Here is a 25,846-nt window from a genome sequence, read left to right as displayed (position 1 = left end):
AACGTTCGTTCTCCGGCTTCTCGCCCACAATCACGGGAAGCGCTAGATCCTCTTCGGCGCATTGGCGATAGACTTCGAGCATGCGCAGGGTGTGCTCTTTCGCCTCCGCCTCGGTCTCGTGCGCGGTGTGGCCCTCCTGCCAGAGAAATTCGGCCGTGCGCAGGAACATCCGGGTGCGCATTTCCCAGCGCACGACATTGGCCCATTGGTTGAGCTTCAGGGGCAGGTCGCGCCAGCTCTGGACCCAGCGCGCCATGGCATCGCCGATGATCGTTTCGCTTGTTGGGCGAACGACGAGTGGTTCTTCGAGCTTGGCTTCGGGATCCGGGATCAGCCCGCCATCGGGCCCGGCAATCAGGCGGTGATGCGTGACGACCGCCATCTCCTTGGCGAAACCGTCGACATGCTCCGCCTCGCGCTCGAAATTGGCAAGCGGGATGAACAGGGGGAAATAGGCATTGTCGTGCCCCGTTTCCTTGATCCGGTCGTCGAGCAGGCGCTGCAACCGCTCCCAGATGCCGTAGCCCCACGGCTTGATGACCATGCAGCCGCGCACGCCCGATTCCTCGGCCATGTCGGCGGCGCCGATCACCTCCTGATACCAGGCGGCGAAGTCGTCGGCGCGTTTGGTGGTCAGTGCGTGGCGGATCTGGGCCAAGGGTAAGCGTCCTTCGAAAAGAGTCGGGATCGCGCCCTTAGCCGGGGAGAGAGGCGAGTGTCGAGACGGAGCGGCGCGCGCCCTGCCCTAGCGGTCCATCTCGTCCAGTTTCTTCTGCATCGCTGCCATCTGGGCGCGCATTTCGGCGAGTTCGTCGGTCTGAGTGGCCGGTCCCTGGGACGGCGCCTTGGCTTGGCTTCCCGGGATCCAGGCCTGCGCCGCACCCTGCATCATCTTCAGATTGGTTTCGGCCAGCTTGGCGAAGGGGTTTGCGGCGATCCCCTTCTGAAAGGCTTCCTGCAACTGTTCGCGGTTCTTGCGGAAGCTGGCCATGCTCGCTTCGAGATAGCTCGGCATCATCGACTGCATCGAATTGCCGTACATCGAAATGAGATCGCGCAGGAAGCTGACGGGCAGCATCTGTTCGCCGCCAGACGCTTCCTGATCGACGATGATCTGGGTCAGGATGGCGTGCGTGATATCCTCGCCCGTTTTCGCATCGACGACCTTGAAGTCGGTGTTGTCGCGCACCATCGTCGCCAGATCGTCAAGCGTGATGTAGCTCGACGTGTCGGTATTGTAGAGCCGACGATTGGCGTATTTCTTGACGACGATCGGATCGCCTTCCTTGCGGTTCTTGGCCATTTCGTTGCGATCCTTCAGAGCTACGTCCAATCGACTTAGCAGCCGCACAAGTTGCGATGCAATATGACGCCTACGTCAAGCTGGATTTCCGCTCGAAGCGATCGCCGAGCAGCGTCAGCAGTTCGTACTGGGAGAGGCCGGTCTGCTTCGCCGCCTGCGGCAGATCGTAAGGCAGGGTGACCCAGTCTCCTTCTTCGAGCTCGGGCGTTTCGGTCAGATCTATCGCGATCATATCCATCGAAATACGCCCCAGTATCGGAAGCCGCCTGCCCTCATGCGCGAGTGCCGCTTCAGCCCAGGCGCGCAGGATTCCATCCGCATAGCCGAGCGAGACGATCCCGATTTGCATGGCACGGGGCGCTTCGAACAGCGCGTTGTAGCCAACCGTCTCCCCCTCTTCGAGATCGCGAACGGCGATCAGCCGCGCTTCGATCCCGGCGACCGGGCGGATGGTGTCTGCGAGTTCGCGACGCGGCACCCCGCCATAAAGCGCGAGGCCGGGGCGAGTGACATCGTAGCGATAGTCCGACCCGAGAGCGATCCCGGCGCTGTTGGCAAGGCTCGCGATCTTGTGCGGAATGCGCTGGCGCACGCTTTCGAATGCGTCACGCTGCCGCGCATTCATCGCGCTGTCCTCGTCGGCGCAGGCAAGGTGGGAGAGTATCGCCTCCACCTCTAATTTGCGGATCGTCTCGCTTTCCGCCTCGTCGGGCCGGATGCCGAGGCGGTTGATGCCGGTATCCACCATCAGGTGGCACGGTCCGCCCCCTGCCGAAAGCCAGATTTCCGCCTGTCTAACACTGTCGATCACCGGCAGCACGCCGCTCGCGCGCGCATATTCGGCCTCCTCGCTTGTGACGACGCCGTGCAGCACCGCGACCTGTTCGGGCGGCACATGGCGCAGGACCGGAGGGACCTCGCCCCAATGCGCGACGAAGAAATTCCGCGCGCCCGCATCGCGCAGGACGGGGACGCAGGTGTCGACGCCGAGCCCGTAACAATCCGCCTTCACCGCCGCGCCCGCGCGTGCCGGGCCGCTCAGCGCATTGAGACTGCGCCAATTTCGCGCCAGCGCATCGGTATCGATGGTGAGCCGCAGGGTGGGCGGCGGCAGGTCAGGCATTAGTATCTTTAAAATCCGCTTCTTCGAAATCCTGGGGCGGCCCGCTCGGCAGGCCCCACCACGCGACCAACAATCCGAACGCGACCACGCCCCATGTGTACCACAGGCCCGAATAGGCGTTCCCGGTCATCGCCACGATATAGCTCGCGATCAGCGGCAGGAAGCCGCCGAGATAGCCCGCCCCGATGTGATAGGGGATCGACATCGAACTGTAGCGGATGCGCGCCGGGAACATCTCGGTAAGCAGCGCCGCGACCGATCCGTACGTCAGCGCGGAGAGCATGCCGAGCACCAGCAAAAGGCCGACAATGCCGAGGATGTTCGCCAGCGGAGGAGTCTGACGCTCGAAATCATACCCCTGCGATTCGAGCCAGACCTGGATCGTCGCCCGGCGATCGCCTTCGGAGAGGGCGGAATAGTCGAAGCTCGCTTCGCCGATCCCCAAGTCGCTATCGCTCCCACCAATATTGTAGGGAACACCGAGCGAGGTCAAATCCTGCAAGACGCGTCCGCATTGGCTGCCCTGTACCTCGGCGAAGGGATCGTAGGTGCAGGCCGCGCCACTCACTGCGACGGGCGCGGCCCGTGCGCTGTCGTTCAGCGCAGGGTTCGCGAGCGCCCCGATGCCCCAGAACACCGGGAACAGCAGAAACAGCGAAGCGAGCGCCCCGATGACGATCGGCTTCTTGCGCCCCACCCGGTCGGACCATTTGCCGACCACGATGTAGAACCCCATAGAAATGGCTCCAGCGGCGAGCAGCATCCATTCGACCGCGCTCTCCTCAACTCGCATGGGACCGCGCAAGAAACTGAGGCCGGAAAAGAAGGCGGTGTACCAGATGGTCGTCAGCACGCCGGTGATCCCGAACAGCGCCACGAAGATGCGCTTGGGATTGCCGGGATAGGTCAGGCTTTCCTTGAACGGGTTCGAACTCGTCTCGCCCGCAGCCTTCATCGCCTGGAATACCGGGCTCTCCGACAGTTTCAGACGCATCCACAGCGATATGCCGAGCAGGACGATCGAGAGTAGGAAGGGCAGGCGCCAACCCCATGCCGCGAACTCGTCCGCCGGGATCAGAGCGCGGCACGCGATCACGACGATGATCGACAGGACGAAGCCACCGACCACGCTGGCCTGGATGAAGCTGGTGTAGAAGCCGCGCTTTTCGGGCGGCGCATGCTCGGCGACGTAGATTGCCGCCCCGCCATATTCTCCGCCGAGCGCAAGGCCCTGCAGGATGCGGAACAGGATGACGATGATCGGCGCGGCAATCCCGATTGTCGCCGCGCTGGGGATCAGTCCGACTCCGGCGGTCGCGACGCCCATCAGAGTGACGGTGACGAGAAACGTATATTTTCGGCCGAGCCGGTCGCCGAGATATCCGAATAGGATCGCGCCCAAGGGCCGGAAACCGAAACCGACTGCAAATCCCGCCCAGACCAGCAGCAATTGCAGCGTCTCGTTATCGCTCGGAAAGAAGGCCGCGCCGATCAGGGCCGCAAGCGTGCCGTAGATGAAGAAATCGTACCATTCGAAGATGGTGCCCGCGCTGCTCGCCGCGATGACGAGGCGGATTTCCTTCTCGGTCGGCTCGCGCTGCATGGGAGGCGTCGGCGCGCCGCTTTCCGTGGAACCGATTTGCGTGGCCATGCTGTCCCTCCCCCTGCGCGCTTCGTCCGGCGGCATGACGGGAGGCTTACCGCGCGTCGGCAGCGTTGAAAAGCGCCTCCTCGGCAGCCTTCCACGGGAGCAGGATGGCTTCGTGACGGCCCGGATGCGGCACTGCGGGATCTAGCATTTCGAGGCGCGGCCAGTCCGGGCGGTCGCTTTCGCCTGCCAGCCATCGGGCGATCTCGCGACGGGTCTGTGCGATGCCCTGCGCGCTGCATCCAATGGCGCCCTTCGCGAAGATCGCCGCAGCAGCTTGGCCGACCGCGCAGGCCGACACGCGCAGGCCCAGCGTGGCGATCTGCCGTTGGTCGTCCAGCGAAACGCTCAGATCGACGACGCTGCCGCAGGTCCGCGACCGCGCTTCGGCCCGGACAGCGCTTTCCTTCTCGATCGGATAATCGGCTAGCTCCACCGCAAGGGCCAAAATCGCGGGGGAATAGAGCGACGCACTCGCCGAACGGTTCATGGTGCGGGCGTCTCGTTCGCTTCATTCCCTGCGGCAAGTCGCTTGCGCCGTTCCGCCACCATTGTCGCGAGGCTGCGCGAGCTCGCATCGACGAATTCGTAGCTTCGGGCGTTGGCGATCCAGTCGGGCCGTCCGGCATAGCCCCAGACCGTATCGTACCCCAAAACCAGCAGCGTGAACCCGATCACTGCGATCACCGCGCCCTTCAACGCGCCGAACCCGAAGCCCAGCACACGGTCGATCGGACCCAGCACCGAATGGCGCGACGCCTTGCCGACATTGTTGGCGATGACCTTCATCGCGGCATAGGGGATCAGCAGCAGCAGCGCGAAGGCCAGCACGGCGGTCGCGATATCGCCGCCGATATAATCGCGCAGCGCGGCGGTCAGCGGCACGTGCAGATACTTGATCGCGAAAATCGCCAGGATCCATGCGGCCAGCGACAGGATTTCCTGCAGGAAGCCGCGCTGGAACCCACCGATCGCGGCTATCCCGACAATACCGAGCAAAAGAAAATCGAAACCCGTCATATCTGGGCCGGATTATGCCCCGCCCATGATCCGGTCAACGAGATTGGCCAATTGCGTGAGCCCGCCATATTTCAATTTCGACGAACCGCCGTCCAACTCCGACGGGCCGTAGCCCCGCTCGAAGCCCAGTTTGGCAGCTTCGCGCAGGCGAAGGGCGCCATGCGCGACCGGACGAATTTCACCCGCGAGCGAGACCTCACCGAGCCAGACGCTGCGTTGTGGCAGCGGTTTGTCGGCCAGCGCGCTGACCAAAGCCGCCGCCACGGCGAGGTCGGCCGCCGGATCGGACAGGCGATAGCCGCCCGCCACGTTAAGATAGACTTCCGCTGAACTGAAATTCAGCCCACAACGCGCTTCCAGTACGGCCAGCAGCATCGCCATGCGGCCATTGTCCCATCCCACCACCGCGCGGCGGGGTGTGGCGCCCGATTGCAGCCGGACGATCAGCGCCTGAATCTCGACCAGAACGGGCCGCGTCCCCTCGATCGCGGGGAACACCGCGCTGCCCGCCAACTGCTCCTGTCGCCCCGACAGGAACAGCATGGAGGGATTCTCGACCTCTTCCAGCCCCTCCTGCGCCATCGAGAACACGCCGATCTCGTCCACTGCGCCGAAACGGTTCTTCAGCGCGCGCAGGATGCGATATTGATGGCTGCGCTCGCCTTCGAAGCTCATCACCACGTCGACCATGTGTTCGAGAACACGCGGGCCAGCAATGCTGCCATCCTTGGTGACATGGCCCACGAGGACCAGGGCGACACCGTTTTCCTTGGCATATCGGATCAGTTCGAACGCACAGCCGCGCACCTGGCTGACCGTGCCGGGCGCGCCTTCGATCGTGTCGGAATGCATGGTCTGGATGGAATCGATCACAAGCAGGCCGGGTGCCTCCATGCCGCCCAGCGTGGTCAGGATATCCCGCACGCTCGTGGTGGAAGCCAGTTTCACCGGAGCATCCGCCAGCCCGAGGCGAGTGGCGCGCATGCGCACCTGCGCGGTCGCTTCCTCTCCACTGACGTAAACGCATTGTCGCCCAGCGCGCGCGTTGGCGGCGGCAGCCTGCAACAGCAGCGTCGATTTCCCGATCCCCGGATCGCCGCCCATCAGAATCGCCGATCCCGGCACCAGCCCGCCGCCCAACGCACGGTCGAACTCGGCGAGCCCCGTCGATTGCCGAACCGGCACTTCGCCCGGCTTGTCGAGCGCGACGAACTCGACCGCCCGCCCCCCGCTCGACAAATCGTGCTTTTGGGAGAACACCGTCGCAGGCGCTTCCTCGTTCAGCGTGTTCCATTCCGCGCAATCGGGGCATTGCCCCTGCCAGCGATGGTGGACGCTGCTACAGGCCTGGCAGATGAAGCGTTTCTTGGGTTTCGCCATGGGCGCGCGTTACCCGGAACATAGGTGGAACGCAATTGCCAAACCGGCTTCTGCACGGCACAGCAGCTAGCGATGCGTCAGAAGGAACTCAGGATTGCGCTGGTCTGCTATGGCGGGGTGAGCCTGGCGGTCTATATGCACGGCGTCACCAAGGAGCTGTGGCATCTCGCCCGCGCGAGCCGCGATGCCGATGCGGCCCGGCCCGGTGCGGGCGGCAGCGCGCGAGTCTATCGCCGCCTTCTGGATCATATTTCCGACCATGCTGGCCTGAAGCTGCGCGTCCTTCCCGATATCCTGACCGGGGCGAGCGCGGGCGGCATCAATGCGATCTTTCTGGCTCAGGCGGTGCATTCCGGCCAGTCGCTGGACCCGCTCACCGATCTCTGGCTCGAAAATGCCGACGTCGACAAGCTGACCGATCCCGATGCGCGCCCGCTGTGGCGGTTTGCGAAAGTGTGGGCGCAGCCGCTTGCCAGCTGGGTGCTCAACCGGCCGGGCAATGCCGTCAGCGAAAGCGTCGCGCCCGAAACGCGCGAGGAAGTCCGCACCAAGGTATCCCGCCTGATCCGCGGGCGCTGGTTCGAGCCGCCTTTCAGCGGCAGCGGCTTTTCCAACCTGCTCGAAACCGCTTTCGCCGCAATGGAAGACGCGCCGCTCGAACCGCCCCTGCTGCCCGCCGGCCATCCGCTCGACCTGTTCGTGACGGCGACCGATTTTCACGGGCATCTGTCGCTGCTGCGGTTGAATTCGCCGCCGGTCGTGCAGGAAAGCGAGCATCGGATGCCGATCGCCTTTCGCGCAAAGACCCCCGCGCAGGAAGGCCGAGGTCTGGCCAACACGATCGAGCTGGTCCTTGCGGCACGTGCCACGGCCAGCTTTCCCGGGGCCTTCCCGCCGCTGCGCCTGTGGGAAATCGACACGCTGGCGGAGCGGACCGGTCGGTCCTGGCCGGAACGCAGCGCATTTCTCGACCGGATCATGCCGGTGCATACGCGCAGCGATACGGTGGACGGCGTCTCGCTCATCGACGGATCGGTGCTGGTCAACAAGCCGTTCGAAGGCGCCATAGCTGCCCTCCAAGGCCGCCCGGCCCAGCGTGAGGTCGATCGCCGGTTCGTCTATGTCGATCCCCGACCCGACCGGACCGGATCGGCTGCCAATCCCGATCGGCAGATCGATCGCGAGGTCGGCTTTTTCGCAGCCATCTTCGGATCGCTCAGCACTATCCCTCGCGAACAGCCGATCCGCGACAATCTGGAATCGCTGGAGGCGCAAAGTCGCGAAGCGATGCGGCTGCGCCTGATCATCACGCGCCTGCGCCCGGAAGTGGAAGGTGCGGTGGAGACGCTGTTCGGGCGGACGCTATTCTTCGACCGGCCGACTCCCAAGCGTCTTCAGGCGTGGCGCCAGCGCGCGCAACAGGCGGCTGCGGTGACGGCGGGCTACACCTTTCAGGCCTATGCGCAGGCGAAGACGGCGGCGATCGTCGGGCGTCTGGCGAAGCTGGTGCATGAAAACACCAGCAAGCTGGGCCTGCCCGATGCCGAGCCGATCGAAGCGGCTTTGCGCGAGGAATTGTCGCGGCGTGGGCTCGATTCGCTGTCCGCCCCCGGCGGCGGCGCGCATGCCGAAGCGATCGCCTTCTTCCGCGCGCACGATATCGGTTTCCGCATCCGCCGTCTGCGGCTTCTCGCGCGCAGACTGGCCCGCGACTGGGAGGCCGATCCGGAAATAGAAGACGATGCGCTGGAGCAGGCCCGCGAAGCAATCTACGCGATCCTAGCGCTCTATTTCGAGCGCGAGAACGGCGACGGGCTGGGCGAGGAATTCGCCGCGGCGAGCGAGGATGTCCTCTCCGATCCCGGCACGGTGCTCGACATGCTGGAGGAAAAGCGGCTCTTGCCCCAGATCGACGACCGCGCCGAGGAAATGCTGGCCGATGCGCTGCAGGCCATGCCGAGTAATTTGAAGCGCCGGATGCTACTGACCTATCTGGGCTTTCCCTATTACGACATCGCCACGCTGCCGCTGCTGCGCAATCAGGATCTGACCGAGTTCGATCCGGTCAAGGTCGATCGCATCTCACCCGAGGACGCCACAGCGATCCGCGAAGGCGGCACACAGGCGACCCTGCGCGGCACCGAATTCTTCAATTTCGGCGCCTTTTTCAGCCGCGCCTATCGCGAAAACGACTATCTGTGGGGCCGGTTACACGGGGCGGAGCGGATGATCGACATCGTCTGTTCCACTCTCGACGAGACATTGCCGCGCACCGCCCGCGACGCGTTCAAGCGTGATGCCTTCCTCGCAATCCTCGACGAGGAAAGCGAGGCGGGGCGGTGTTCGACGATGCTGCTCGAGCAATTGCGCAGCGAGGTGCGAACGCGATTGCCCTAAATTCTAACCGCCCAGCGCTTCCTTGATCTTGTCGAAGAAGCCCCGGCTTTCGGGGCATTCGTCTCCGGTCTCGGTGTCGCGGAACTGTTCCAGCAGGGATCGCTGCTCCTTGGTTAGCTTGGTCGGCGTTTCGACCAGCAATTCGACCACCAGATCGCCGCGCCCGCGCCCCTGAAGGACGGGCATACCAGCCCCGCGCTGGCGCAATTGCCGGCCCGACTGGATGCCTGCCGGGATCGAAAGCGTCACCGGCTTGCCCGCCAGATCGGCGATCTCGATCTCGCCGCCGAGCGCGGCCTTGGTGAAGCTGATCGGCGCGCGGGTGACGAGTGTCGTCCCCTCGCGTTCGAAGATCGCGTGCGGCTGAATGTGGAGAAAGATGTAGAGGTCGCCCGGAGGCGCGCCCCGCGGACCCGCCTCGCCCTTGCCGGACAGTCGGATGCGCGTGCCGGTATCGACGCCGGGCGGAATTTCCACGTCGAGCTTCTGCGGCAGGTCGATCCGGCCTTCTCCGCCGCAACTGCGGCAAGGATCGGCGATGACTTCGCCCTGGCCGTGGCAATTGGGACAGGGGCGCTCCACGACGAAGAAACCCTGCTTGGCGCGCACCTTCCCCATGCCCGAACACAGATTGCAGGTCCGCGCCCGCGTACCGGGACGCGCGCCGGTGCCATGGCAATCGTCGCAGGATTGCGAGACCTCGATCTCGATCTGCGTGTCTTTACCGTGGAAGGCGTCTTCCAGGCTGATCTGCATGTCGTAGCGCAGATCCGCGCCGCGCCGTGCCTGGCTGCGTCCGCCGCCGCCGAAGGCCTGGCCGAAGATGGTTTCGAAGATATCGCCGATATCGCCGAAATCCGCGCCGGGATGGCCGCCACCGCCCTGCTGGAAGGCGGCATGGCCATAGCGATCGTAGGCCGCGCGTTTCTGCGGATCCTTGAGACAATCGTAGGCGACGCTGATCGCCTTGAATTTGGCCTCGCTCTCGCTGCAGCCCGGATTGCGATCCGGGTGATGCTTCATCGCGAGCTTGCGATAGGCGGATTTGATCACCGCCCCATCCGCATCGCGCGAGACGCCGAGAAGTTCGTAAAAGTCGATTTCGGTGGCTGACATGTTTCCCCCGCCCGAAAAATCAACCGCCACCGGTGCGGGTGTGCACCGGTGGCGGATCGTAGTTCATGAGACCGATCAGGCCTTGCTGTCTTCGTCCACTTCGGAGAATTCGGCGTCGACCACGTCGTCGTCCTTCTCCGCAGTGTCGGCCGAAGCGGCATCCGCGTCGCCAGCAGAGGCATTGGCCTGCTCGGCTTCGTAGATCGACTGGCCCATCTTCATGGCGGCTTCGGTCAGATCCTTGGCCTTGACCTCGATCTCGGACACATCGTCGCCTTCAAGCGCGGTCTTGAGCGCAGCGATCTTGGTTTCGACGTCGCTCTTCAGTGATGCGTCGATCTTGTCGCCATGCTCTTCGAGCTGCTTTTCGGTCGCGTGGACGAGGCTGTCGGCCTGGTTGCGGGCTTCGGCGCTTTCGCGGCGCTTCTTGTCCTCTTCGGCGAACTTTTCCGCGTCCTGCACCATCTGGTCGATGTCGCTGTCGGACAGACCGCCCGATGCCTGGATGCGGATCTGCTGTTCCTTGCCGGTGCCCTTATCCTTGGCACTGACGTTGACGATGCCGTTGGCGTCGATGTCGAACGTCACCTCGATCTGCGGCACACCGCGCGGTGCGGCGGGGATGCCGACGAGGTCGAACTGGCCGAGCATCTTGTTGTCGCTCGCCATTTCGCGCTCGCCCTGAAAGACCCGGATGGTCACCGCGTTCTGATTGTCTTCGGCGGTGGAATAGGTCTGGGTCTTCTTGGTCGGGATCGTGGTGTTGCGGTCGATCATCTTGGTCATGATGCCGCCCAGCGTTTCGATGCCGAGCGAAAGCGGCGTCACGTCGAGCAGCAGTACGTCCTTGACGTCGCCCTGAAGAACACCTGCCTGAATGGCAGCACCCATGGCCACGACTTCGTCAGGGTTCACACCGGTATGCGGCTTGGAATCGAAGAACTTTTCCACGACTTCGCGCACCTTGGGCATGCGGGTCATCCCGCCGACCATGATGACTTCGTCGATCTCGTCCTTCGAAACGCCCGCATCGGCCAGCGCCTTCTTGCAGGGTTCGAGCGTACGCTGGATCAGGTCGCCGACCATCTTTTCGAGGTCGGAGCGGCTGATCGTTTCGACGAGGTGCAGAGGAGTGGACGAGCCACCTTCCATGCGCGCGGTGATGAAGGGCAGGTTCACCTCGGTGGTCTGGGCCGAGCTCAGCTCGATCTTGGCCTTTTCCGCGGCTTCCTTGAGGCGCTGCAGCGCGAGCTTGTCGCTCCGCAGGTCCATGTTTTCCTTCTTCTTGAACTGGTCGGCGAGATATTCGACGATCGCGGTATCGAAATCCTCACCACCCAGGAAAGTGTCGCCATTGGTGGACTTCACTTCGAACACGCCGTCGCCGATCTCGAGGATCGAGACGTCGAACGTGCCGCCGCCAAGGTCGTACACGGCGATGGTCTTGCCGTCTTCCTTGTCCATGCCATAGGCAAGCGCGGCCGCAGTCGGCTCGTTGATGATGCGCAGCACTTCGAGGCCGGCGATCTGGCCGGCATCCTTGGTCGCCTGACGTTGGGCGTCGTTGAAGTATGCGGGCACGGTGATCACGGCCTGCGTCACGGTTTCGCCGAGATAGCTTTCGGCAGTTTCCTTCATCTTCTGAAGGATGAAGGCGGAAACCTGGCTGGGGGAATAATCCTCGCCGCCCGCTTCGACCCACGCGTCGCCATTCTTGCCCTTGACGATGTCATAGGGGACGAGATCCATGTCCTTCTTTGTCAGCGGATCGTCGAACCGGCGGCCGATCAGGCGCTTGATCGCGAACAGGGTGTTGTCGGGATTGGTGACGGCCTGGCGCTTGGCAGGCTGGCCGATCAGGCGCTCGCCATCCTTGGTGAAGGCGACGATCGAGGGCGTGGTACGCGCGCCTTCGGAATTTTCGACGACCTTGGGCTTTCCGCCATCCATGACGGCGACACAGGAATTGGTCGTGCCGAGGTCGATACCGATTACTTTGCTCATGCTTTCCCCATTTAAGAAAACGGTTGTTGGACACCGCTCCGTCGGCTTCCCAAGAGGCGAAACCCTTTGGCGGCTCGGGTGATGGAGGGGGATATAGGTGCGCGAAATCTTGGCACAAGGGACGCCGCGCGCTAGGCAGATCGCGATCGAGACGAGAGGGATATCGATATGAAGAAGACCGTTTTCGCCGCTCTGCTGCTCGCGGGCGCGCCGCTGGCGCTGGCCGCGTGTTCCGAAGCGGAGGCCCCCGCCGAAGCGAGCGATCCGAATACGATCGCAGGGCTTACCATCACCGATGCGCGCATGATGCTGCCGCCTGTCGCGGGCAATCCGGCGGCGGTCTATTTCACCGTCAAGAACGATGGCGACAAGAACATCGCCCTGCGCAGCGCCAGCGTGGAAGGATCGGGCAGCGCGCAGCTGCACGACATGATGGAATACGATTTCGAAATGACCATGGGCGAAATGCCGCCGCTGATGCTGCAACCGGGCGACAGCGCCGTGTTCGAGCCGGGCGGCAAGCATGTCATGGTTTACGAACTCGGCCCCGACCTTGCCGAAGGCGGCACCGCCGAAGTGACTCTGACGGCTGCGGGCGGGCGCAATCACACATTCGAAGCCCCGATCCAGGCGGCGGGCGAAGAGCGCTAGGACACGCGGAGGCGGCGCTGGCGCATCCCATCGATCTGGACGCCGAAGCGCCGCCCCCCTGCCCCGCGGGGGGAGAGCGCGCGCTAACCTCCGGCGAGGTGCGGATCGCCCGCTCCGTTTTCGGTAGCGCGATAGATTACGGTCGAGTGACGCTGAAGCGCCGCAAATGGGCGTTCTTCCAGCCCCGCAAGACAACCATGGCACCGCGCGGCCACATCCATTTCCACCCGCGCGGCGATTCCTATTGCGACGATTTCGCACGGGAAAGCGTGATCCGGCAGGGGCTGCTGATCCACGAACTCACGCATGTCTGGCAGACCCAGACTCTGGGTAACTGGTATCTTGTCACGCATCGCATGCCGTGGGCGCGTTACGATTACAGCCTCAAACCGGGCTGGCCTCTTAAGCGGTACGGGATCGAACAGCAGGCCGAAATCGTGAAGCACGCCTTCTGGCTCAGAAACGGCGTGAAGCTGGCCGGGGCGCCGGACGTGTCGGCCTACGACATGCTGGTGCGGTTTCCGGGCGCGACTACGCGCGGCTAGGCCGGACGCGAAAACGGCTCGCTCCCCGGTCGGGACGCGAGCCGTTTTTCAGTTATCGCCGCGATCAGTAGCGCGGATCGACCGGATAGCCTTGCGTGCCGAAGCAATCTTCGTCGAGATATCCGTCGCGATCGTACCCGTCGCAATTGTCGTTCTTGTCGACGAAATAGCCTGCCAGAGCGCCCGCAGCCGCACCCGCCAGTGCATAACGCGTGATGTCGCCGCCGGTCACGGCTGCGATCCCGGCACCGATCGCCGCGCCGCCCAGGCCGCCTTCGGCGGAATAGTTTTCGGCGCACGCGCCAAGGCTCATCGTCGAAAGGGCCAGCGCGGGGGCGAGAATCATCTTGGCGTTCATGTCGGTCTCTCCTGAATCCTGAAAGCTTCGGAAGGACTTACGCTTATCGGCATCGCCCGTTCCCGCGCCGATCACCTTCACGCGCTGATGACACTCAATCGCCGATGACGCTCAATCGTAAGTGACGTTCGGCAGGCCCTGACCGCCATCGGCGATGAACGCGTCGATGCGCGCTTCCAGCATCGGCAGCGGCACCGATCCGAGCGCGAGGACGACATCGTGAAACTTGCGGATGTCGAACCGATCGCCCAGCGCTTCTTCCGCTTCGGCGCGAACCCGGCGGATCGTCAGCTCGCCCAGTTTGTAGGACAGGGCCTGGCCCGGCCAGCTGATATAGCGGTCGATCTCGGTCCCGACCTCGTGCTGCGACAGAGCGGTGCGACTGGCGAGATACTCCATCGCCCGCTCGCGGCTCCATCCGTAATGGTGGATGCCGGTGTCGATCACGAGCCGCGCGGCGCGCCACATTTCGTAACTCAACCGTCCGAACCGCTCATAGGGCGTGCGGTAGATGCCCATCTCTTCGCCGAGATATTCGACGTAAAGCCCCCAGCCCTCGCCGAAGCCGGAGAAATAGGTCTGCCTGCGGAATTGCGGAGCGGCTTCGCGCTCCAGCGCCACCGCCGCCTGGAAGCTGTGGCCGGGAATGCACTCGTGCAGCGTCAGCGCGGGGATATTGTAGAGCGGGCGCGAAGGGAGGTCGTACGTGTTCATCTGGCACGCATCGAGCCCGCCCCGCCCGGCCGTGTAGAACGGCGCGATCGCGGGATCGACCGGGCGGATGGTGAAACGATGGCGCGGCAGGAAGCCGAAATAATCCTCGATCACGCCATCGACGCGCTTGGCCGCATAGGCGGAGACGCCCATCAGCTCGTCCGGCGTGCGGGCGACGAATTGCGGATCGGTGCGCAGAAAGGTCACGAATTCGGGCAGAGTGCCGTCGAACCCGGCCTCCTGCTTGACCGCTTCCATTTCAGCGGTGATCCGCGCCACTTCGTCGAGGCCGATCCGATGGATCTGCTCCGCCGTCAGGTCGAGCGTGGTGTATTCCGCGATCTGTTGCTGGTAGTAAGCTGGCCCGTCCGGCATCTCTTCCGCCGCCAGCGTGGTGCGGGTTTGAGGGAGATAGTCTTCGCGGAAAAAACTCAGGAAACCGGCATAGGCAGGCGTTACCTGGGTGTTTATCACCTCGCGCGCGGTAGCCTGCAAGCGCTCGCGATCCGCCGACGAAAAACGCGCCGGAATCTGCTCGAACGCATCCCAGAACGGGCTGTCCTCGGGATCGTCGACCACGTAGGCTTGCAGCGACGCGTCGCGCCCTTCCAGCGTCACGCGGGGAACGGAAAATCCGCGCGCGAGGCCTGCTCGGGCATTGGTCTCCTGTTCCGAAAAATAACGCGGGATGCTTTCGAGCCAGGCGAGATAGCGCTCATACTCCTCGACGCTGCCGAGAGGGCCACGTTCGGCGAGATAGCCCCAGAAATTGCTGTCGCTGTCGAACGGCATTTCCCATTCGCGAAAGCGCGCATCGCCGATTTCGGTTTCGAGAAGATGCCGCAGAACCGCCGCATCGATCCGGGCTTCGGGCGAAAACTGCGCGGTATCGAGCGCATCGAGCTGGCTAAGGAAACTCTCTGCCTGACGGGCGCGGGCCAGCTGCGCCTCGGCAGTCACGGAAGGAAGCGCCGTTCCGCGTGCTGTGCTGCCATCAGCCTGCTCGACACGGCCGGATTGATCGAGTCGATAGCGATAATATGCATCGGTCAAAGCTTCGAGCTGCGCATCGGCGCTCGCCTCGACACTGGCCTGCGCGCGGGTATCCTGCGCCGCGACCGGAACGGCAATTGGCATGGCGACGAGGACCGCCGCTCCTAGAATGGCAGTCCTCATCGTATCTCCCTCAATGTGCAGGATCAGTCGGGCTTCTTCGCCACGCCGACCATGGCCGGGCGGAGCAGGCGATCCTTGATCATGTAACCGGCCTGCATTTCCTGCACGATCGTTCCCGGCTCGTGATCATCGCTCGGGATCTCCATCATCGCCTGATGCTGGTTGGGATCGAGCGGCATGCCGGTCGAGGCGATGCGGGTGATGCCGTGCTGGCCGAAGACCTTGTCCAATTCGCGCTGGGTCGCTTCGATCCCGGCGATGAAGCCCTTCAGCTTCTCGTCCTCGCGCAGGGCTTCCGGCACGGACTGAACCGCGCGGGCCAGATTGTCCGACACGCTCAGGATATCGCGCGCAAAACCGGTTGCAGCGTAGTTGCGTGCGTCTTGCACGTCCTTTTCGAGCCGGCGGCGCACATTCTGCGTTTCCGCCTTGGCATAGAGAACGTCCTGCTTCGCCGTCTCCAGATCGCCGCGCAGCGCTGCCAGCGCCTCGTCCAGCGATTCCTCGACCTCGTCGTCCTCATCTTCGCTATCGTCCCGGAACTGCTCCGGCACGCCATCCAATTCCTTGTCGACCGCTTCGTCGCGCGGTGTTTTTTCGTTCTCGTCGATCACGCGGAAATACCCATATTGTCAGATGCGTTTGCCCAGCTGGCGGGCGGTGAAATCCACCATGGGGACCACGCGCGCGTAATTCAACCGCGTCGGCCCGATCACCCCCAGCACACCGACGATGCGCCCCTCACGGTCGCGATAGGGCGCCGCGATGACGGAGGAGCCTGAGAGCGAGAACAGACGGTTTTCGCTGCCGATAAATATGCGCGTGGCCTGCGCCTCGCGCGCTTCTTCGAGCAGCGCGGCGACCGATTGCTTGCTTTCGAGATCTTCGAGCAGGGAGCGCACCCGCTCGATATCGCCCAACGCGCTCTCGTCCAGCAGGTTTGCCTGCCCGCGCACGATCAGGACCGGGCGTTTCGCCCCATCTTCCGACCAGGTGGCGAGCCCCCGGCGCACCAGATCGCGGCTCGCCTCGTCGAGCGCGCTGCGCCCGCCTGCGATCTCGGCATCCATGATTGCGGCGGCTTCGGCCAGAGTGCGTCCGGCGGCGCGGCGGGTGAGATAATTGCTCGCCTGTTCGAGCGAGGTTCCCAGCGCCTGAGCCGACAGGGGGACGATGCGGTTTTCGACATGCCCGTCCTCCCCCACCAGCACGGCCAGAACGCGGTTCGCATCGATCGCCGTCAGGGATATCTGCGCCAGGCGGTGTTCGCGCCGTGGCACCATCACCATGCCCGCCGCCCCGGTCAGGTCCGAAAGAAGCGCGCTGGTTTCCTCCAGCGCCTGTTCGATCGGGCCCGGCTCTTCGATACGCTGGCGGATCGCGGCGCGTTCGTGGTCGGTCGGTTCTGCCACCTGCATCATCGCATCGACGAACAGGCGCAGCCCGCTATCGGTTGGCATCCGTCCGGCGCTGGTATGCGGAGCGGCGAGCAGGCCGCGCTGTTCCAGCTCCGCCAGTACCGACCGGATCGAAGCGGGCGAGAGATTGAGGCCCGATCCCCCCGCCAGCGTTTTCGAGCCCACCGGCTGCCCGCTCTCCAGATACCCCTCGACCACGAGCCGGAAGATGGCGCGTGCGCGGTCGGTCATTTCGGTGATGGGGGGCGTGGGCATGCATCTAATCTAACCCATCCCCTTGCGGCCTCAAGCCCCAAGCGGGTAACGCCGCCTGCAAGACTACCCCATTCGGAGATTTCCATGCGACCTTCAGGACGTGCGCCCGACGAAATGCGCGCCATCAACATCGAGACCGGCTTCACCAAACACGCCGAAGGGTCGTGCCTGATAAGCTTCGGCGAGACCAAGGTGCTGTGCAATGCCAGCATCGAGGATCGCACGCCGCCGTGGTTGCGTGGCAAGGGCGAAGGCTGGGTGACGGCGGAATATTCTATGCTTCCCCGCTCGACCCACACGCGGAGCATGCGCGAAGCGGTTAAGGGCAAGCTCGGTGGCCGAACGCAGGAAATCCAGCGCCTGATCGGGCGATCCTTGCGCAGCGTGGTCGACCTGAAAAAGCTAGGCGAGCGGCAGATCACGGTCGATTGCGACGTGTTGCAGGCCGATGGCGGGACGCGCACGGCGTCGATTTCGGGTGCCTGGGTGGCGCTCAGGCTCGCGATCGATGGGCTGATGAAGCAGGGGCTGATCAGGGAAGACCCGATCAATGCCAAGATCGCCGCGATTTCGTGCGGGATCTATAAGGACACGCCGGTCCTCGACCTCGATTACCCTGAAGATTCCAATGCCGAGGCGGACGCGAACTTCGTCCTGATCGAAGGCGGGAAGATCGCCGAAGCGCAGGCGACGGCGGAAGGCGCGCCGTTCGACGAGGAAGGCCTGCTGCGCCTGCTGCGTCTCGCCCGCATCGGCTGCGACCGTATCTTCGCGGCGCAGGAGGAGGCGGTGCGCGCATGACCCGGCGTCTCGGTTCGGGCAGCCTCGTCATCGCCACGCACAATGCCGGCAAGCTGAAAGAGATCGGCGCGCTGCTCGAACCTTATGGCGTGAAGTGTCTTTCCGCCGGATCGCTTGGCCTGCCCGAGCCTGCTGAAACGGGGACGACCTTCGTCGAAAACGCGCTGATAAAGGCGCGCGCTGCGGCGGAGGCTTCGGGCATGGCGGCCTTGGCCGACGATAGCGGATTGTCGGTCGATGCGCTTGACGGGCGGCCGGGGGTCTACACCGCCGACTGGGCAGAGCGGCAGTGGTTCGAAGGCGAACCGGGGCGTGACTGGTTCATGGCGATGGGCAAGGTCGAGGGGATGCTACGCGAGCGCGGGACCGATGTCGATCGCAGCGCGGCGTTTCACTGCGTGCTTGCCGTCGCCTGGCCCGATGGCGACCACGCGGTCTATGAAGGGCTGGCGCCGGGATCGCTCACCTGGCCCCCGCGCGGGGAACTGGGCTTCGGTTACGATCCGGTCTTCGTGCCCGAGGGTCGCGAGCAGACCTTTGCAGAGATTGCACCAGACAAAAAACACGCCATCAGCCACCGCGCCGATGCCTTCGCCAAGCTGGTGGCGGAGCAATTCGGCGGCTAGCGATCCGGTCAGTGCGCGCGGCGGCCCATGACGTTGCCGGCGGGATAATAGCGGCAGACCAGCACATCGTTCCCCCGCGCCGTTGCTACCGCGCAGCCGACTTCGCGCGTGTCCCGCCACACGATCTGGGTATAGTGGCCGACGTCGGCCCAATTCCCGGTTCGCGACACGTCCGGAAAGGTCGCATGCCGGTAATATCGGCGTTCGTCGAGGAACATGTCGACCATGCCGTCAACGTCCCAACCGCCGGACGTGCCCATCCACAAATTCTCGCCCGCTCCGTTGCGCGTGCGATCGTCCGCGTGTTCGAGCACTCCCCGGCGGCTCAGATATTCAGCCCATTCCGCCGCTTCGCGTTCGAGATGCGGGTTCCACGCAAGGTCCGGAACGCGCAGGCGGCGACGCTCGGCATTGTGCAGCGCAAGAATACGCGAAGCTATGTCCGAAGTCTGGCGGACCGAGTAATTCGCGTCGCGAATTTGCTCGCCGCGCGAAGCGGGCGCGCGCTCGCTTGCGAAGAGCGGCGCTGCCGTGGCAATAGTAAGTGCGAACGCGCTGGCTAAAGCAGCGCCAATCCCTACCCGTCCCATGGCCCCCATGTCGCGCGGTGCAGATTAAGATTCGCTGAAAGGCTTTGACAGAATTCGATGGCGCGAGCGCTTTATATCCATTGGCCCTTCTGCCTGGCGAAATGCCCGTATTGCGATTTCAACAGCCACGTCCGCAGCGGCGTCGACACGGCTGCCTGGGAGGACGCTTTGCTGGCCGACATGCGGTTCGAAGCGGAAAAAGCCTCGGGCGAAGCGCTCGACAGCATTTTCTTCGGCGGCGGCACGCCAAGCCTCATGCCGCCTGCGCTGGTCGCCCGCCTGCTAGCCGAAGCCGAAGGCCTGTGGGGTTTCGCGCCCGGAATCGAGATCACGCTCGAAGCCAATCCGTCTTCGGTCGAGACAGCAAAATTCGCGTCGCTTGCGGCGGCAGGCGTCAATCGCGCTTCCCTCGGTGTGCAGGCGCTCGATAACGAGGTGCTGCGTTTTCTCGGCCGGCTCCACGATGCGGGCGAGGCCATGGATGCGCTCGCCACTGCGCAGCGCCATTTCGATCGGGTGAGCTTCGATCTGATCTATGCCCGTCCCGATCAGAGCGAGAAACAATGGCGCGAAGAGCTGGCGCGCGCCCTCGAATTCGGAACCGGGCATCTCTCGCTCTATCAGCTGACCATCGAACCGCAGACTCGCTTCGCCACCGATGTCCGCCGCCAGGTCTTCGCGCCTCTGGACGACGAGCGCGCCGCCGATCTCTTTGGAGTGACGCAGGAGATGGCCGTCGCCGCCGGTCTCCCCGCCTACGAGATCAGCAACCACGCCCGGTCGGGCGAAGAGAGCCGCCACAATCTCACCTATTGGCGGTATCGCGATTATGCCGGGATCGGACCGGGCGCACATGGGCGGCGGGGCGGAGTGGCGACTCTGCGACACAGGAAGCCGGAAAATTACCTGGCCGCGGTTGCGCGGCAAGGACACGGCTTGCAGGACGAACGCGCGCTCGACAGGCCCGAGCAGGCGAGCGAGGCGCTGTTGATGGGGCTGCGGCTTGCAGAAGGCGTCGATCTCGAAAATCTGTCTGTGCGGTTCGGCTACGCGCCCGAAGACCTGGTCGATCATGACAAGCTAGCGCTTCACCAGCGGCTCGGTCTGGTGCGGCAGGACGGTTCGCGCGTCACGGTGACACCGGCGGGAATGCCTTTGCTCGACGCGCTGCTCGCCGATCTGGTGGTCGCGGATCTTGTCACCGCGTGAGCAAAGCCGATATTCTCGAGGCCTGGCGAACGCATTTGGTCGAGGGGCGGCGCCGATCCGAACATACGGTGCGCGCCTATTGTGCGGCAGCGCGGCGGCTGATCGAAGCGACCGCAAGCGACGATTTCGAAGCGCTCGCCGATATCGATGCCGCGCGCCTCAGAACCCACCTTGCCGAGAGGCGGCAGGACGGGCTTTCCAACGCGTCGGCGGCGCGCGAGCTGTCAGCTCTCAAGAGCTTCCTCGGCTTCGCGCGCACGCAGCTGGGGCTTGAGGCGGACCGTGCGCCGCGCCTGCGCGGGCCGCGCCTCAAGAAGGGCCTACCACGCCCGGTCACGCCCGACGATGCCGTGGGCCTTGCCGATACGGTTCAGGACCAGGCCGCACTCGACTGGATCGGCGCGCGCGACCGGGCGGTGCTGCTGCTGCTTTACGGCGCCGGGCTCCGCATCGCCGAGGCGCTGTCGCTCCGGTTGGACGATCTGCCGCTAGGGGAGCGCCAGACGGTCACCGGCAAGGGCGACAAGCAGCGTGTCGTCCCCATCCTTCCGATCGTAGCCGATGCGGTCACCGAATATGCCCGGCTCCAGCCCTATCGCATCGAACCGGGGGATCGGCTGTTCCGCGGCGCTAAGGGCGGGCCTCTGTCACAGGGCATGGTGCAAAAAGCGGTCGCGCGGGCACGGATCGCGCTGGGCCTGCCGGCGACCGCCACGCCGCATGCCTTGCGCCATAGCTTTGCCAGCCATCTGCTCGGCGCAGGCGCGGACCTTCGAAGCCTTCAGGAGCTACTCGGCCATGCGAGCCTTGGTTCGACGCAAATCTATACCAAGGTCGATGCAGCAACGATGCTGGATGCTTACCGCAACGCTCATCCGCGTGAGCGCACTACTCCAAAACGCGATTAGCGCTTGGCGCGCGGTTTCCAGGTCATCAGCCGCCAGACATAGCCGATCACCGAAAGCACAATGGTGGCGATCACCACGCCGCTGACGACCCATCCGCTTTCGCCGAATGTCCGCGCGAGCCACTGAGTTCCGCCAATCAGGATCGCATTCCAAAGTGCTGCTCCTGCCGCCGTGAAGATGCAGAATTTAAAGGCGTTCATGTGGGCAAGGCCCGCAGGCAGGCTGATCATCGTGCGCATCACCGGCGTGGCGCGCAGGATGAAGACCACCCAATGTCCATGCTTGCGGAAGAAGTGCGAGGCCGCCTCCACGTCTTCCCATTCCAGCGTCAGCCAACGGCCCCAGCGATCGATGAAGGGGCCGAGCCGTTCGTAGCCCCATTTGTCGCCGATCAAGAACCAGACGTAATTGCCCGCCAGCGTTCCCGCCGTGCCGACGGCGAGGATCTCCCAGAAGGTGAAAGTCCCCCGCTCGATCGCAAGCGCGGCGGATCCCATGATCGCTTCCGATGGAATGGGAGGAAAGATGTTCTCCAGCGCCATGAGCAGCGCGATCCCGAACAGGCCGAGCCGCTCGACGATGGAGACGATGATATGGTCCATGGCTCGTGCAACGGACGGGCTGGCGATTGGTTCAGACGATCAGGCGCCCAATCGCCGGTCGATCGCGTCCCAGATGCGCCCCGCCGTATCCGTGCCGTTGAATTTGTCGATCGCGACGATGCCGGTCGGGCTGGTGACGTTGATTTCCGTCAGCCATTTGCCGCCAATCACGTCGATGCCCACGAAGACGAGGCCGCGTTTCTTCAGTTCCGGGCCCATGGCGGCGCAGATTTCCTCTTCACGCTCGGTCAGCGTGGCCGCTTCGGCATAACCACCCTGGGCGAGGTTGGAGCGGAACTCCCCTTCCCCCGGTTTGCGATTGATCGCGCCGGTAAACTCCCCGTCGACCAGCACGATCCGCTTGTCGCCCTCGCTCACTTCGGGGAGGAAGGGCTGGACCATGTGGGCTTCCGGCCAGGTACGGTTGAAGACTTCGAAGAGCGCGGAGAGATTGCCGCCATCAGCGTCGATCTTGAAGATCGCCTTCCCGCCGTTTCCGTGCAGCGGCTTCACAACCACGGCGCCATGCTCTTGCTGAAAGGCGCGCACTGCATCGAGGCTGCGCGCGATCAAAGTCGGCGGCATGAAGCGCGCATAATCGAGCACAAACATCTTTTCGGGCGCGTTCACCACCTCGCGCGGATCGTTCACAACCAGTGTCTCGCCCCGCAACCGGTCCAACAGGAAGGCGGCACTGATATAGCCGAGATCGAAGGGCGGATCCTGCCGCATCAGAACGACATCCACGTCCCGCGCAAGATCGATGCGGCGCGGTTCTTCGGCCGTGAAATGGTCGCCTTCAACGCGCTGTACGCGGACGGGAGAGGCGATGGCAGTGATCCTGCCGCGCGGGCTCCCATCGCTTTCCCAGGCCAGCGAGCCGACATCGTAGTGATAGAGCGTGTGTCCGCGCGCCTGCGCCGCTTCCATCAGGGCAAACGAGCTATCGCCCGCAATCTTGATCGATTCCAGCGGGTCCATCTGGACGGCGACACGTAGGGACATAGCTTGCCTTCTCGTTCGGTAAAGCGGGGTGCAGCGCAGTTCGCGCTTTTAGGGCTGCCAGGCGTTGACGATGTGGCGCGGCAGGGCGCCGGGTGCAAGCAGGATCACATCGACACGAATATCCTCGCCGTCTGGCGCATAGTCATGCGCGACGCATTCGACAGCAGCGGCGACGCGGGCGAGGCGCCTTTCGTCAATGGCGGTATCGAGATCGGCCTTGCGCTTGCGCCACTTCACTTCGACGAAGGCGACAAGACCGCCCCGCTTCGCCACGATATCAATCTCTCCACGCGGCGTTTTGACGCGGGTGCCGAGGATGCTCCAGCCCTTGGCACGCAACCAAAGGGCGGCGCGCGTCTCGCCTTCGCGGCCGCTCTTTTCGGCCAGCTGTCGCTTCACTCGCGACGCATTTCCAGCGCGCGGGCATATAGCGCCTTGCGGTCCTCTCCCGTCGCCTTGGCGACTTGAGCCGCCGCCTGTGATGGCTTGAGCGTATCGAGCGCTTCCCACAAAAGGGCTTCGATATCGGCTTGGCTGGAATGCATCTCGACCGGAGGGCCGATCAGCAGCACGATCTCGCCTTTGGGGGGGTGCTTTTCGAACCACGCGACGAGACCGTGGGGGAGCCCCCGGCGCAATTCCTCGTGCAGCTTGGTAAGCTCTCGCGCTACGGCGATCTCGCGCTCGGGCAAGACCTCGCCGATGGCGATCAGCGATTTGATAAGGCGCGGCGCGGTCTCGTAGAAGATGATCGTCGCATCGATGTCCGCTACCTCCGCCAGTGCATCGCGCCGGGCCTTGTCCTTACTGGGTAAAAACCCGGCGAACAGGAAGCGATCGTTTGGCAGGCCGGACAGCGTCAATCCGGCGATCACCGCGCAGGCGCCTGGTATCACCGTCACCGGTATCCCCTCTGCCCGGCAGTCGTTGACCAGGCGATAGCCCGGATCGGACACCAGCGGCGTGCCCGCATCGCTGACCAGCGCCACTGCGCGCTCCCGCATCGATGCCACCAGTCGCTCTCGATCGCGATGCTCGCTATGATCGTCATAGCGCCACAGGGGTTTGGACAGGCCGAGATGCTTCATCAGCTTACCCGTCACCCGCGTATCTTCGCATGCGACGCCATCGCAACGCCGCAGTACATCCACTGCACGCAGGGTAATATCCCCGAGATTGCCAATCGGGGTCGCGACGATATAGAGCCCGGGATCGAGGGTCTGGGAAGAGGATGCGTCTGCGCTCACCCGGACAGTCATGAACCAGATGCAAGGGACCGGGCAAGCATGAAGACATTCGCAATCACCCGCCGTCTGGCGATGGTCGCGGGCAGCGCGGCTTTGTTGGGCGCCTGTTCGATCATTCCGCGCGGCGCCGACGTGCCGAGCCGCCCGATCGAGAATGCTCCCCTGCCCGAGCCGACCGAAACCGGCCTTCCCCAGGATCAGGACCGGCATCGCATCGCGCTGCTGGTGCCGATGTCGGGCGATAACGGCGCCGTCGGCCAGTCGATCGCGAATGCGACCACCATGGCGATCCTCGACACCAATGCCAGCAATCTGCGCATCACCGCCTACGACACTTCGATCAACCCGCGCGATGCGGCGCGGCGGGCGCTGGCAGACGGCAACAAGCTCATCCTCGGCCCGCTTATGGGCGAAAATGTCGGCACGGTGCTGTCCGAGGCGCGCCGGGCCGACGTGCCGCTGATCTCTTTCTCCAACGATGCATCGATCGCTTCGCCCGACGTCTTCGTGATGGGCCAGATCCCGGAACAGTCGATCCGCAGGTCGGTCGAATATGCGCGCGAAGCCAAGGGCGTGCGCGATTTCGCAGTCGTCGTGCCGGAGGGGGAATACGGCCGCAGGGCGGAAGCCGCATTGCAGACCGCCGTTGCCGATTTCGGCGGGCGCGTCGTGGGACAGGAAAGCTATGCGCGCGGGAACACTTCGGTCGTTTCGGCCATGGATCGGCTGGTGGCACGGGGCGGATTCGGCGGTCTTCTGATCGCGGACAGCGCGCGGCTGGCGACGCAGGCGGCAGGCCGGATCAAGCCGGGCGGCGCGGGCAACACGCTCATCATCGGCACCGAATTGTGGAGCGGGGATGCATCCGTCACCCGCGCGTCGGCGCTGCGCGGGGCGATCTTCTCCGCCGTGTCGGACGATCGCTATCGCCGGTTCGTGGACAGTTACGAAGCGCGCTTCGGCGCTCAGCCCTATCGCATTTCGACGCTTGGGTACGATGCCGTGCTGCTGACTCTGCGCGTGGCTCGCGACTGGCGCGTGGGCCGCGATTTTCCGACCTCGCAATTGCGCGACAGCGGCGGCTTCGTCGGGCTGGACGGGCCGTTCCGGTTCGGACGCAACGGTGTGGTGGAACGCGCCTTCGAAGTGCGCGAGATCCGCAACGGGCAGGTCGTCGTGGTCGATCCCGCGCCGAACCGGTTCGACGATTGAGGAGCCGGTCCGGGCATTGCGCGGGGGATAGAGGGCGCAATCGCTTGTAGCGCGGCTTGCGGAGTGACAGATACACACGCATGTCCGACGATCTCTTCGAAAACACGCCTGCCTCCAGCGGCGATTACGACGCTTCCTCGATCGAGGTTCTGGAGGGGCTGGAACCGGTCCGCCGCCGTCCGGGCATGTATATCGGCGGGACCGACGATCGCGCGCTGCACCATCTCGTCGCCGAAGTGCTCGACAACGCTATGGACGAGGCGGTGGCAGGCCATGCCTCGCGGATCGAATTGCGGCTCGACACCGAAAACCGCGTCACCGTCACCGATAACGGGCGCGGCATTCCGGTCGGCGAACATCCCAAGTTTCCGGGCAAGTCCACGCTCGAAGTGATCCTCTCGACGCTCCATTCGGGCGGTAAGTTCTCCGGCAAGGCTTATGCCACCAGCGGCGGACTCCACGGCGTCGGCGTCAGCGTGGTCAACGCGCTGTCTTCGCACACCCGCGTCGAAGTCGCGCGCGACCGGCAGCTTTACGC

Annotated in this window: 27 protein-coding genes; 9 read left to right on the top strand and 18 right to left on the bottom strand. The window is 64.3% G+C overall.

All coding sequences use genetic code 11. The features are described from left to right. From A3736_RS05130 to radA, 7 genes are all read right to left on the bottom strand, one after another. On the bottom strand, nucleotides 1–658 hold a 658-nt coding region (locus A3736_RS05130; RefSeq protein ID WP_082851322.1), incomplete at its 3' end, for an aminoacyl--tRNA ligase-related protein. A gap of 87 nt (nucleotides 659–745) precedes the next feature. Further along, on the bottom strand, nucleotides 746–1,303 hold the full coding sequence (gene phaR, locus A3736_RS05125) for a polyhydroxyalkanoate synthesis repressor PhaR (RefSeq protein WP_067680079.1): 558 nt from the start codon (nucleotides 1,301–1,303) through the stop codon (nucleotides 746–748). A gap of 70 nt (nucleotides 1,304–1,373) precedes the next feature. After that, nucleotides 1,374–2,426, bottom strand: coding sequence for an alanine racemase (alr, locus tag A3736_RS05120; RefSeq protein ID WP_067680055.1), 1,053 nt, complete (start codon nucleotides 2,424–2,426; stop codon nucleotides 1,374–1,376). Beyond that, entirely contained in the window at nucleotides 2,419–4,077 is a 1,659-nt protein-coding gene (locus tag A3736_RS05115; protein ID WP_082851323.1) for an MFS transporter, read from the bottom strand. Before A3736_RS05115 ends, alr begins: the two co-directional genes overlap by 8 nt. A 46-nt stretch (nucleotides 4,078–4,123) precedes the next feature. After that, on the bottom strand, nucleotides 4,124–4,564 hold the full coding sequence (locus A3736_RS05110; RefSeq protein WP_082851321.1) for an iron-sulfur cluster assembly scaffold protein: 441 nt from the start codon (nucleotides 4,562–4,564) through the stop codon (nucleotides 4,124–4,126). Beyond that, nucleotides 4,561–5,094 carry a CvpA family protein gene (locus A3736_RS05105; protein ID WP_067680052.1) on the bottom strand — a complete coding sequence of 178 codons (534 nt, stop codon included), beginning with the start codon at nucleotides 5,092–5,094 and terminating at the stop codon, nucleotides 4,561–4,563. Before A3736_RS05105 ends, A3736_RS05110 begins: the two co-directional genes overlap by 4 nt. 12 nt (nucleotides 5,095–5,106) lie before the next feature. Beyond that, a complete protein-coding gene (radA, locus tag A3736_RS05100) occupies nucleotides 5,107–6,474 on the bottom strand; it encodes a DNA repair protein RadA (RefSeq protein WP_067680049.1) in 1,368 nt (455 codons plus the stop codon). A gap of 72 nt (nucleotides 6,475–6,546) precedes the next feature. Between radA and A3736_RS05095 the strand changes: the two genes are divergently transcribed. Then, nucleotides 6,547–8,871 carry a patatin-like protein gene (locus tag A3736_RS05095; protein ID WP_067680070.1) on the top strand — a complete coding sequence of 775 codons (2,325 nt, stop codon included), beginning with the start codon at nucleotides 6,547–6,549 and terminating at the stop codon, nucleotides 8,869–8,871. 3 nt (nucleotides 8,872–8,874) lie between these two features. Here the strand turns inward: A3736_RS05095 and dnaJ are convergent, their stop codons facing one another. Both dnaJ and dnaK read right to left on the bottom strand, forming a co-directional pair. Beyond that, entirely contained in the window at nucleotides 8,875–9,987 is a 1,113-nt protein-coding gene (gene dnaJ / locus A3736_RS05090) for a molecular chaperone DnaJ (protein ID WP_067680046.1), read from the bottom strand. Between the two features lie 75 nt (nucleotides 9,988–10,062). Next, on the bottom strand, nucleotides 10,063–11,991 hold the full coding sequence (gene dnaK, locus A3736_RS05085) for a molecular chaperone DnaK (RefSeq protein ID WP_067680043.1): 1,929 nt from the start codon (nucleotides 11,989–11,991) through the stop codon (nucleotides 10,063–10,065). A gap of 168 nt (nucleotides 11,992–12,159) precedes the next feature. Here dnaK and A3736_RS05080 point away from each other — a divergent pair, with 168 nt between their 5' ends. Together A3736_RS05080 and A3736_RS05075 are read left to right on the top strand one after the other, a co-directional pair. After that, complete coding sequence (locus A3736_RS05080) at nucleotides 12,160–12,642, top strand: copper chaperone PCu(A)C (RefSeq protein ID WP_067680041.1); 483 nt, start codon at nucleotides 12,160–12,162, stop codon at nucleotides 12,640–12,642. Between the two features lie 17 nt (nucleotides 12,643–12,659). Further along, nucleotides 12,660–13,187 carry a vgr related protein gene (locus A3736_RS05075; protein WP_067680067.1) on the top strand — a complete coding sequence of 176 codons (528 nt, stop codon included), beginning with the start codon at nucleotides 12,660–12,662 and terminating at the stop codon, nucleotides 13,185–13,187. Between the two features lie 64 nt (nucleotides 13,188–13,251). Here the strand turns inward: A3736_RS05075 and A3736_RS05070 are convergent, their stop codons facing one another. The 4 genes from A3736_RS05070 to hrcA form a co-directional block, all read right to left on the bottom strand. Beyond that, on the bottom strand, nucleotides 13,252–13,545 hold the full coding sequence (locus A3736_RS05070; protein ID WP_067680064.1) for a glycine zipper domain-containing protein: 294 nt from the start codon (nucleotides 13,543–13,545) through the stop codon (nucleotides 13,252–13,254). A gap of 111 nt (nucleotides 13,546–13,656) precedes the next feature. Continuing rightward, nucleotides 13,657–15,435, bottom strand: coding sequence for a DUF885 family protein (locus A3736_RS05065; protein ID WP_067680038.1), 1,779 nt, complete (start codon nucleotides 15,433–15,435; stop codon nucleotides 13,657–13,659). Nucleotides 15,436–15,458: 23 nt separating this feature from the next. Further along, entirely contained in the window at nucleotides 15,459–16,049 is a 591-nt protein-coding gene (gene grpE, locus A3736_RS05060) for a nucleotide exchange factor GrpE (RefSeq protein ID WP_067680035.1), read from the bottom strand. A gap of 18 nt (nucleotides 16,050–16,067) precedes the next feature. Beyond that, nucleotides 16,068–17,108 (bottom strand): heat-inducible transcriptional repressor HrcA, encoded by a 1,041-nt coding sequence (gene hrcA / locus A3736_RS05055; RefSeq protein ID WP_067680032.1) that lies wholly within the window; start codon nucleotides 17,106–17,108, stop codon nucleotides 16,068–16,070. Between the two features lie 84 nt (nucleotides 17,109–17,192). On the opposite strand from hrcA, the gene rph reads away from it, so the two are divergent. Further along, complete coding sequence (gene rph, locus A3736_RS05050) at nucleotides 17,193–17,909, top strand: ribonuclease PH (RefSeq protein WP_067680029.1); 717 nt, start codon at nucleotides 17,193–17,195, stop codon at nucleotides 17,907–17,909. Continuing rightward, the gene (gene rdgB / locus A3736_RS05045; protein ID WP_067680026.1) at nucleotides 17,906–18,535 is read left to right on the top strand and encodes an RdgB/HAM1 family non-canonical purine NTP pyrophosphatase; all 630 of its coding nucleotides are present in this window, start codon (nucleotides 17,906–17,908) and stop codon (nucleotides 18,533–18,535) included. The genes rph and rdgB overlap by 4 nt, the downstream gene beginning before the upstream one ends. An 8-nt stretch (nucleotides 18,536–18,543) precedes the next feature. On the opposite strand, the gene A3736_RS05040 is transcribed toward rdgB, so the two are convergent. Continuing rightward, a complete protein-coding gene (locus A3736_RS05040) occupies nucleotides 18,544–19,125 on the bottom strand; it encodes a CAP family protein (RefSeq protein WP_082851320.1) in 582 nt (193 codons plus the stop codon). 57 nt (nucleotides 19,126–19,182) lie between these two features. Here A3736_RS05040 and hemW point away from each other — a divergent pair, with 57 nt between their 5' ends. Both hemW and A3736_RS05030 read left to right on the top strand, forming a co-directional pair. Then, nucleotides 19,183–20,334: a radical SAM family heme chaperone HemW gene (hemW, locus tag A3736_RS05035; RefSeq protein ID WP_067680023.1), complete on the top strand. Its 1,152-nt coding sequence runs from the start codon at nucleotides 19,183–19,185 to the stop codon at nucleotides 20,332–20,334. Then, nucleotides 20,331–21,242, top strand: coding sequence for a tyrosine recombinase XerC (locus tag A3736_RS05030; RefSeq protein ID WP_067680021.1), 912 nt, complete (start codon nucleotides 20,331–20,333; stop codon nucleotides 21,240–21,242). The genes hemW and A3736_RS05030 overlap by 4 nt, the downstream gene beginning before the upstream one ends. Here A3736_RS05030 and A3736_RS05025 read toward each other — a convergent pair. Genes A3736_RS05025 through rsmI form a run of 4 tightly spaced genes read right to left on the bottom strand, consistent with a single transcriptional unit; the run spans nucleotide 21,239 to nucleotide 24,108 of the window. Beyond that, nucleotides 21,239–21,844 (bottom strand): DedA family protein, encoded by a 606-nt coding sequence (locus A3736_RS05025; RefSeq protein ID WP_067680019.1) that lies wholly within the window; start codon nucleotides 21,842–21,844, stop codon nucleotides 21,239–21,241. The genes A3736_RS05030 and A3736_RS05025 overlap by 4 nt on opposite strands. Nucleotides 21,845–21,883: 39 nt before the next feature. Further along, complete coding sequence (gshB, locus tag A3736_RS05020) at nucleotides 21,884–22,849, bottom strand: glutathione synthase (RefSeq protein WP_067680016.1); 966 nt, start codon at nucleotides 22,847–22,849, stop codon at nucleotides 21,884–21,886. Nucleotides 22,850–22,897: 48 nt separating this feature from the next. After that, nucleotides 22,898–23,248, bottom strand: coding sequence for a YraN family protein (locus A3736_RS05015; RefSeq protein ID WP_067680013.1), 351 nt, complete (start codon nucleotides 23,246–23,248; stop codon nucleotides 22,898–22,900). Next, entirely contained in the window at nucleotides 23,245–24,108 is an 864-nt protein-coding gene (rsmI, locus tag A3736_RS05010; protein WP_067680010.1) for a 16S rRNA (cytidine(1402)-2'-O)-methyltransferase, read from the bottom strand. Before rsmI ends, A3736_RS05015 begins: the two co-directional genes overlap by 4 nt. A gap of 27 nt (nucleotides 24,109–24,135) precedes the next feature. Between rsmI and A3736_RS05005 the strand changes: the two genes are divergently transcribed. Together A3736_RS05005 and A3736_RS05000 are read left to right on the top strand one after the other, a co-directional pair. After that, nucleotides 24,136–25,308, top strand: coding sequence for a penicillin-binding protein activator (locus A3736_RS05005; protein WP_067680007.1), 1,173 nt, complete (start codon nucleotides 24,136–24,138; stop codon nucleotides 25,306–25,308). Between the two features lie 80 nt (nucleotides 25,309–25,388). Beyond that, nucleotides 25,389–25,846 (top strand): ATP-binding protein (locus tag A3736_RS05000; RefSeq protein WP_233999239.1); only part of this gene is annotated, 458 nt, incomplete at its 3' end.

This window comes from Erythrobacter sp. HI0063 (assembly GCF_001635685.1).
Lineage (GTDB): Bacteria > Pseudomonadota > Alphaproteobacteria > Sphingomonadales > Sphingomonadaceae > Qipengyuania.
The sequence above is the reverse complement of the archived record's forward strand: the minus strand, read 5'-3'. Positions and strand labels throughout refer to the sequence as shown.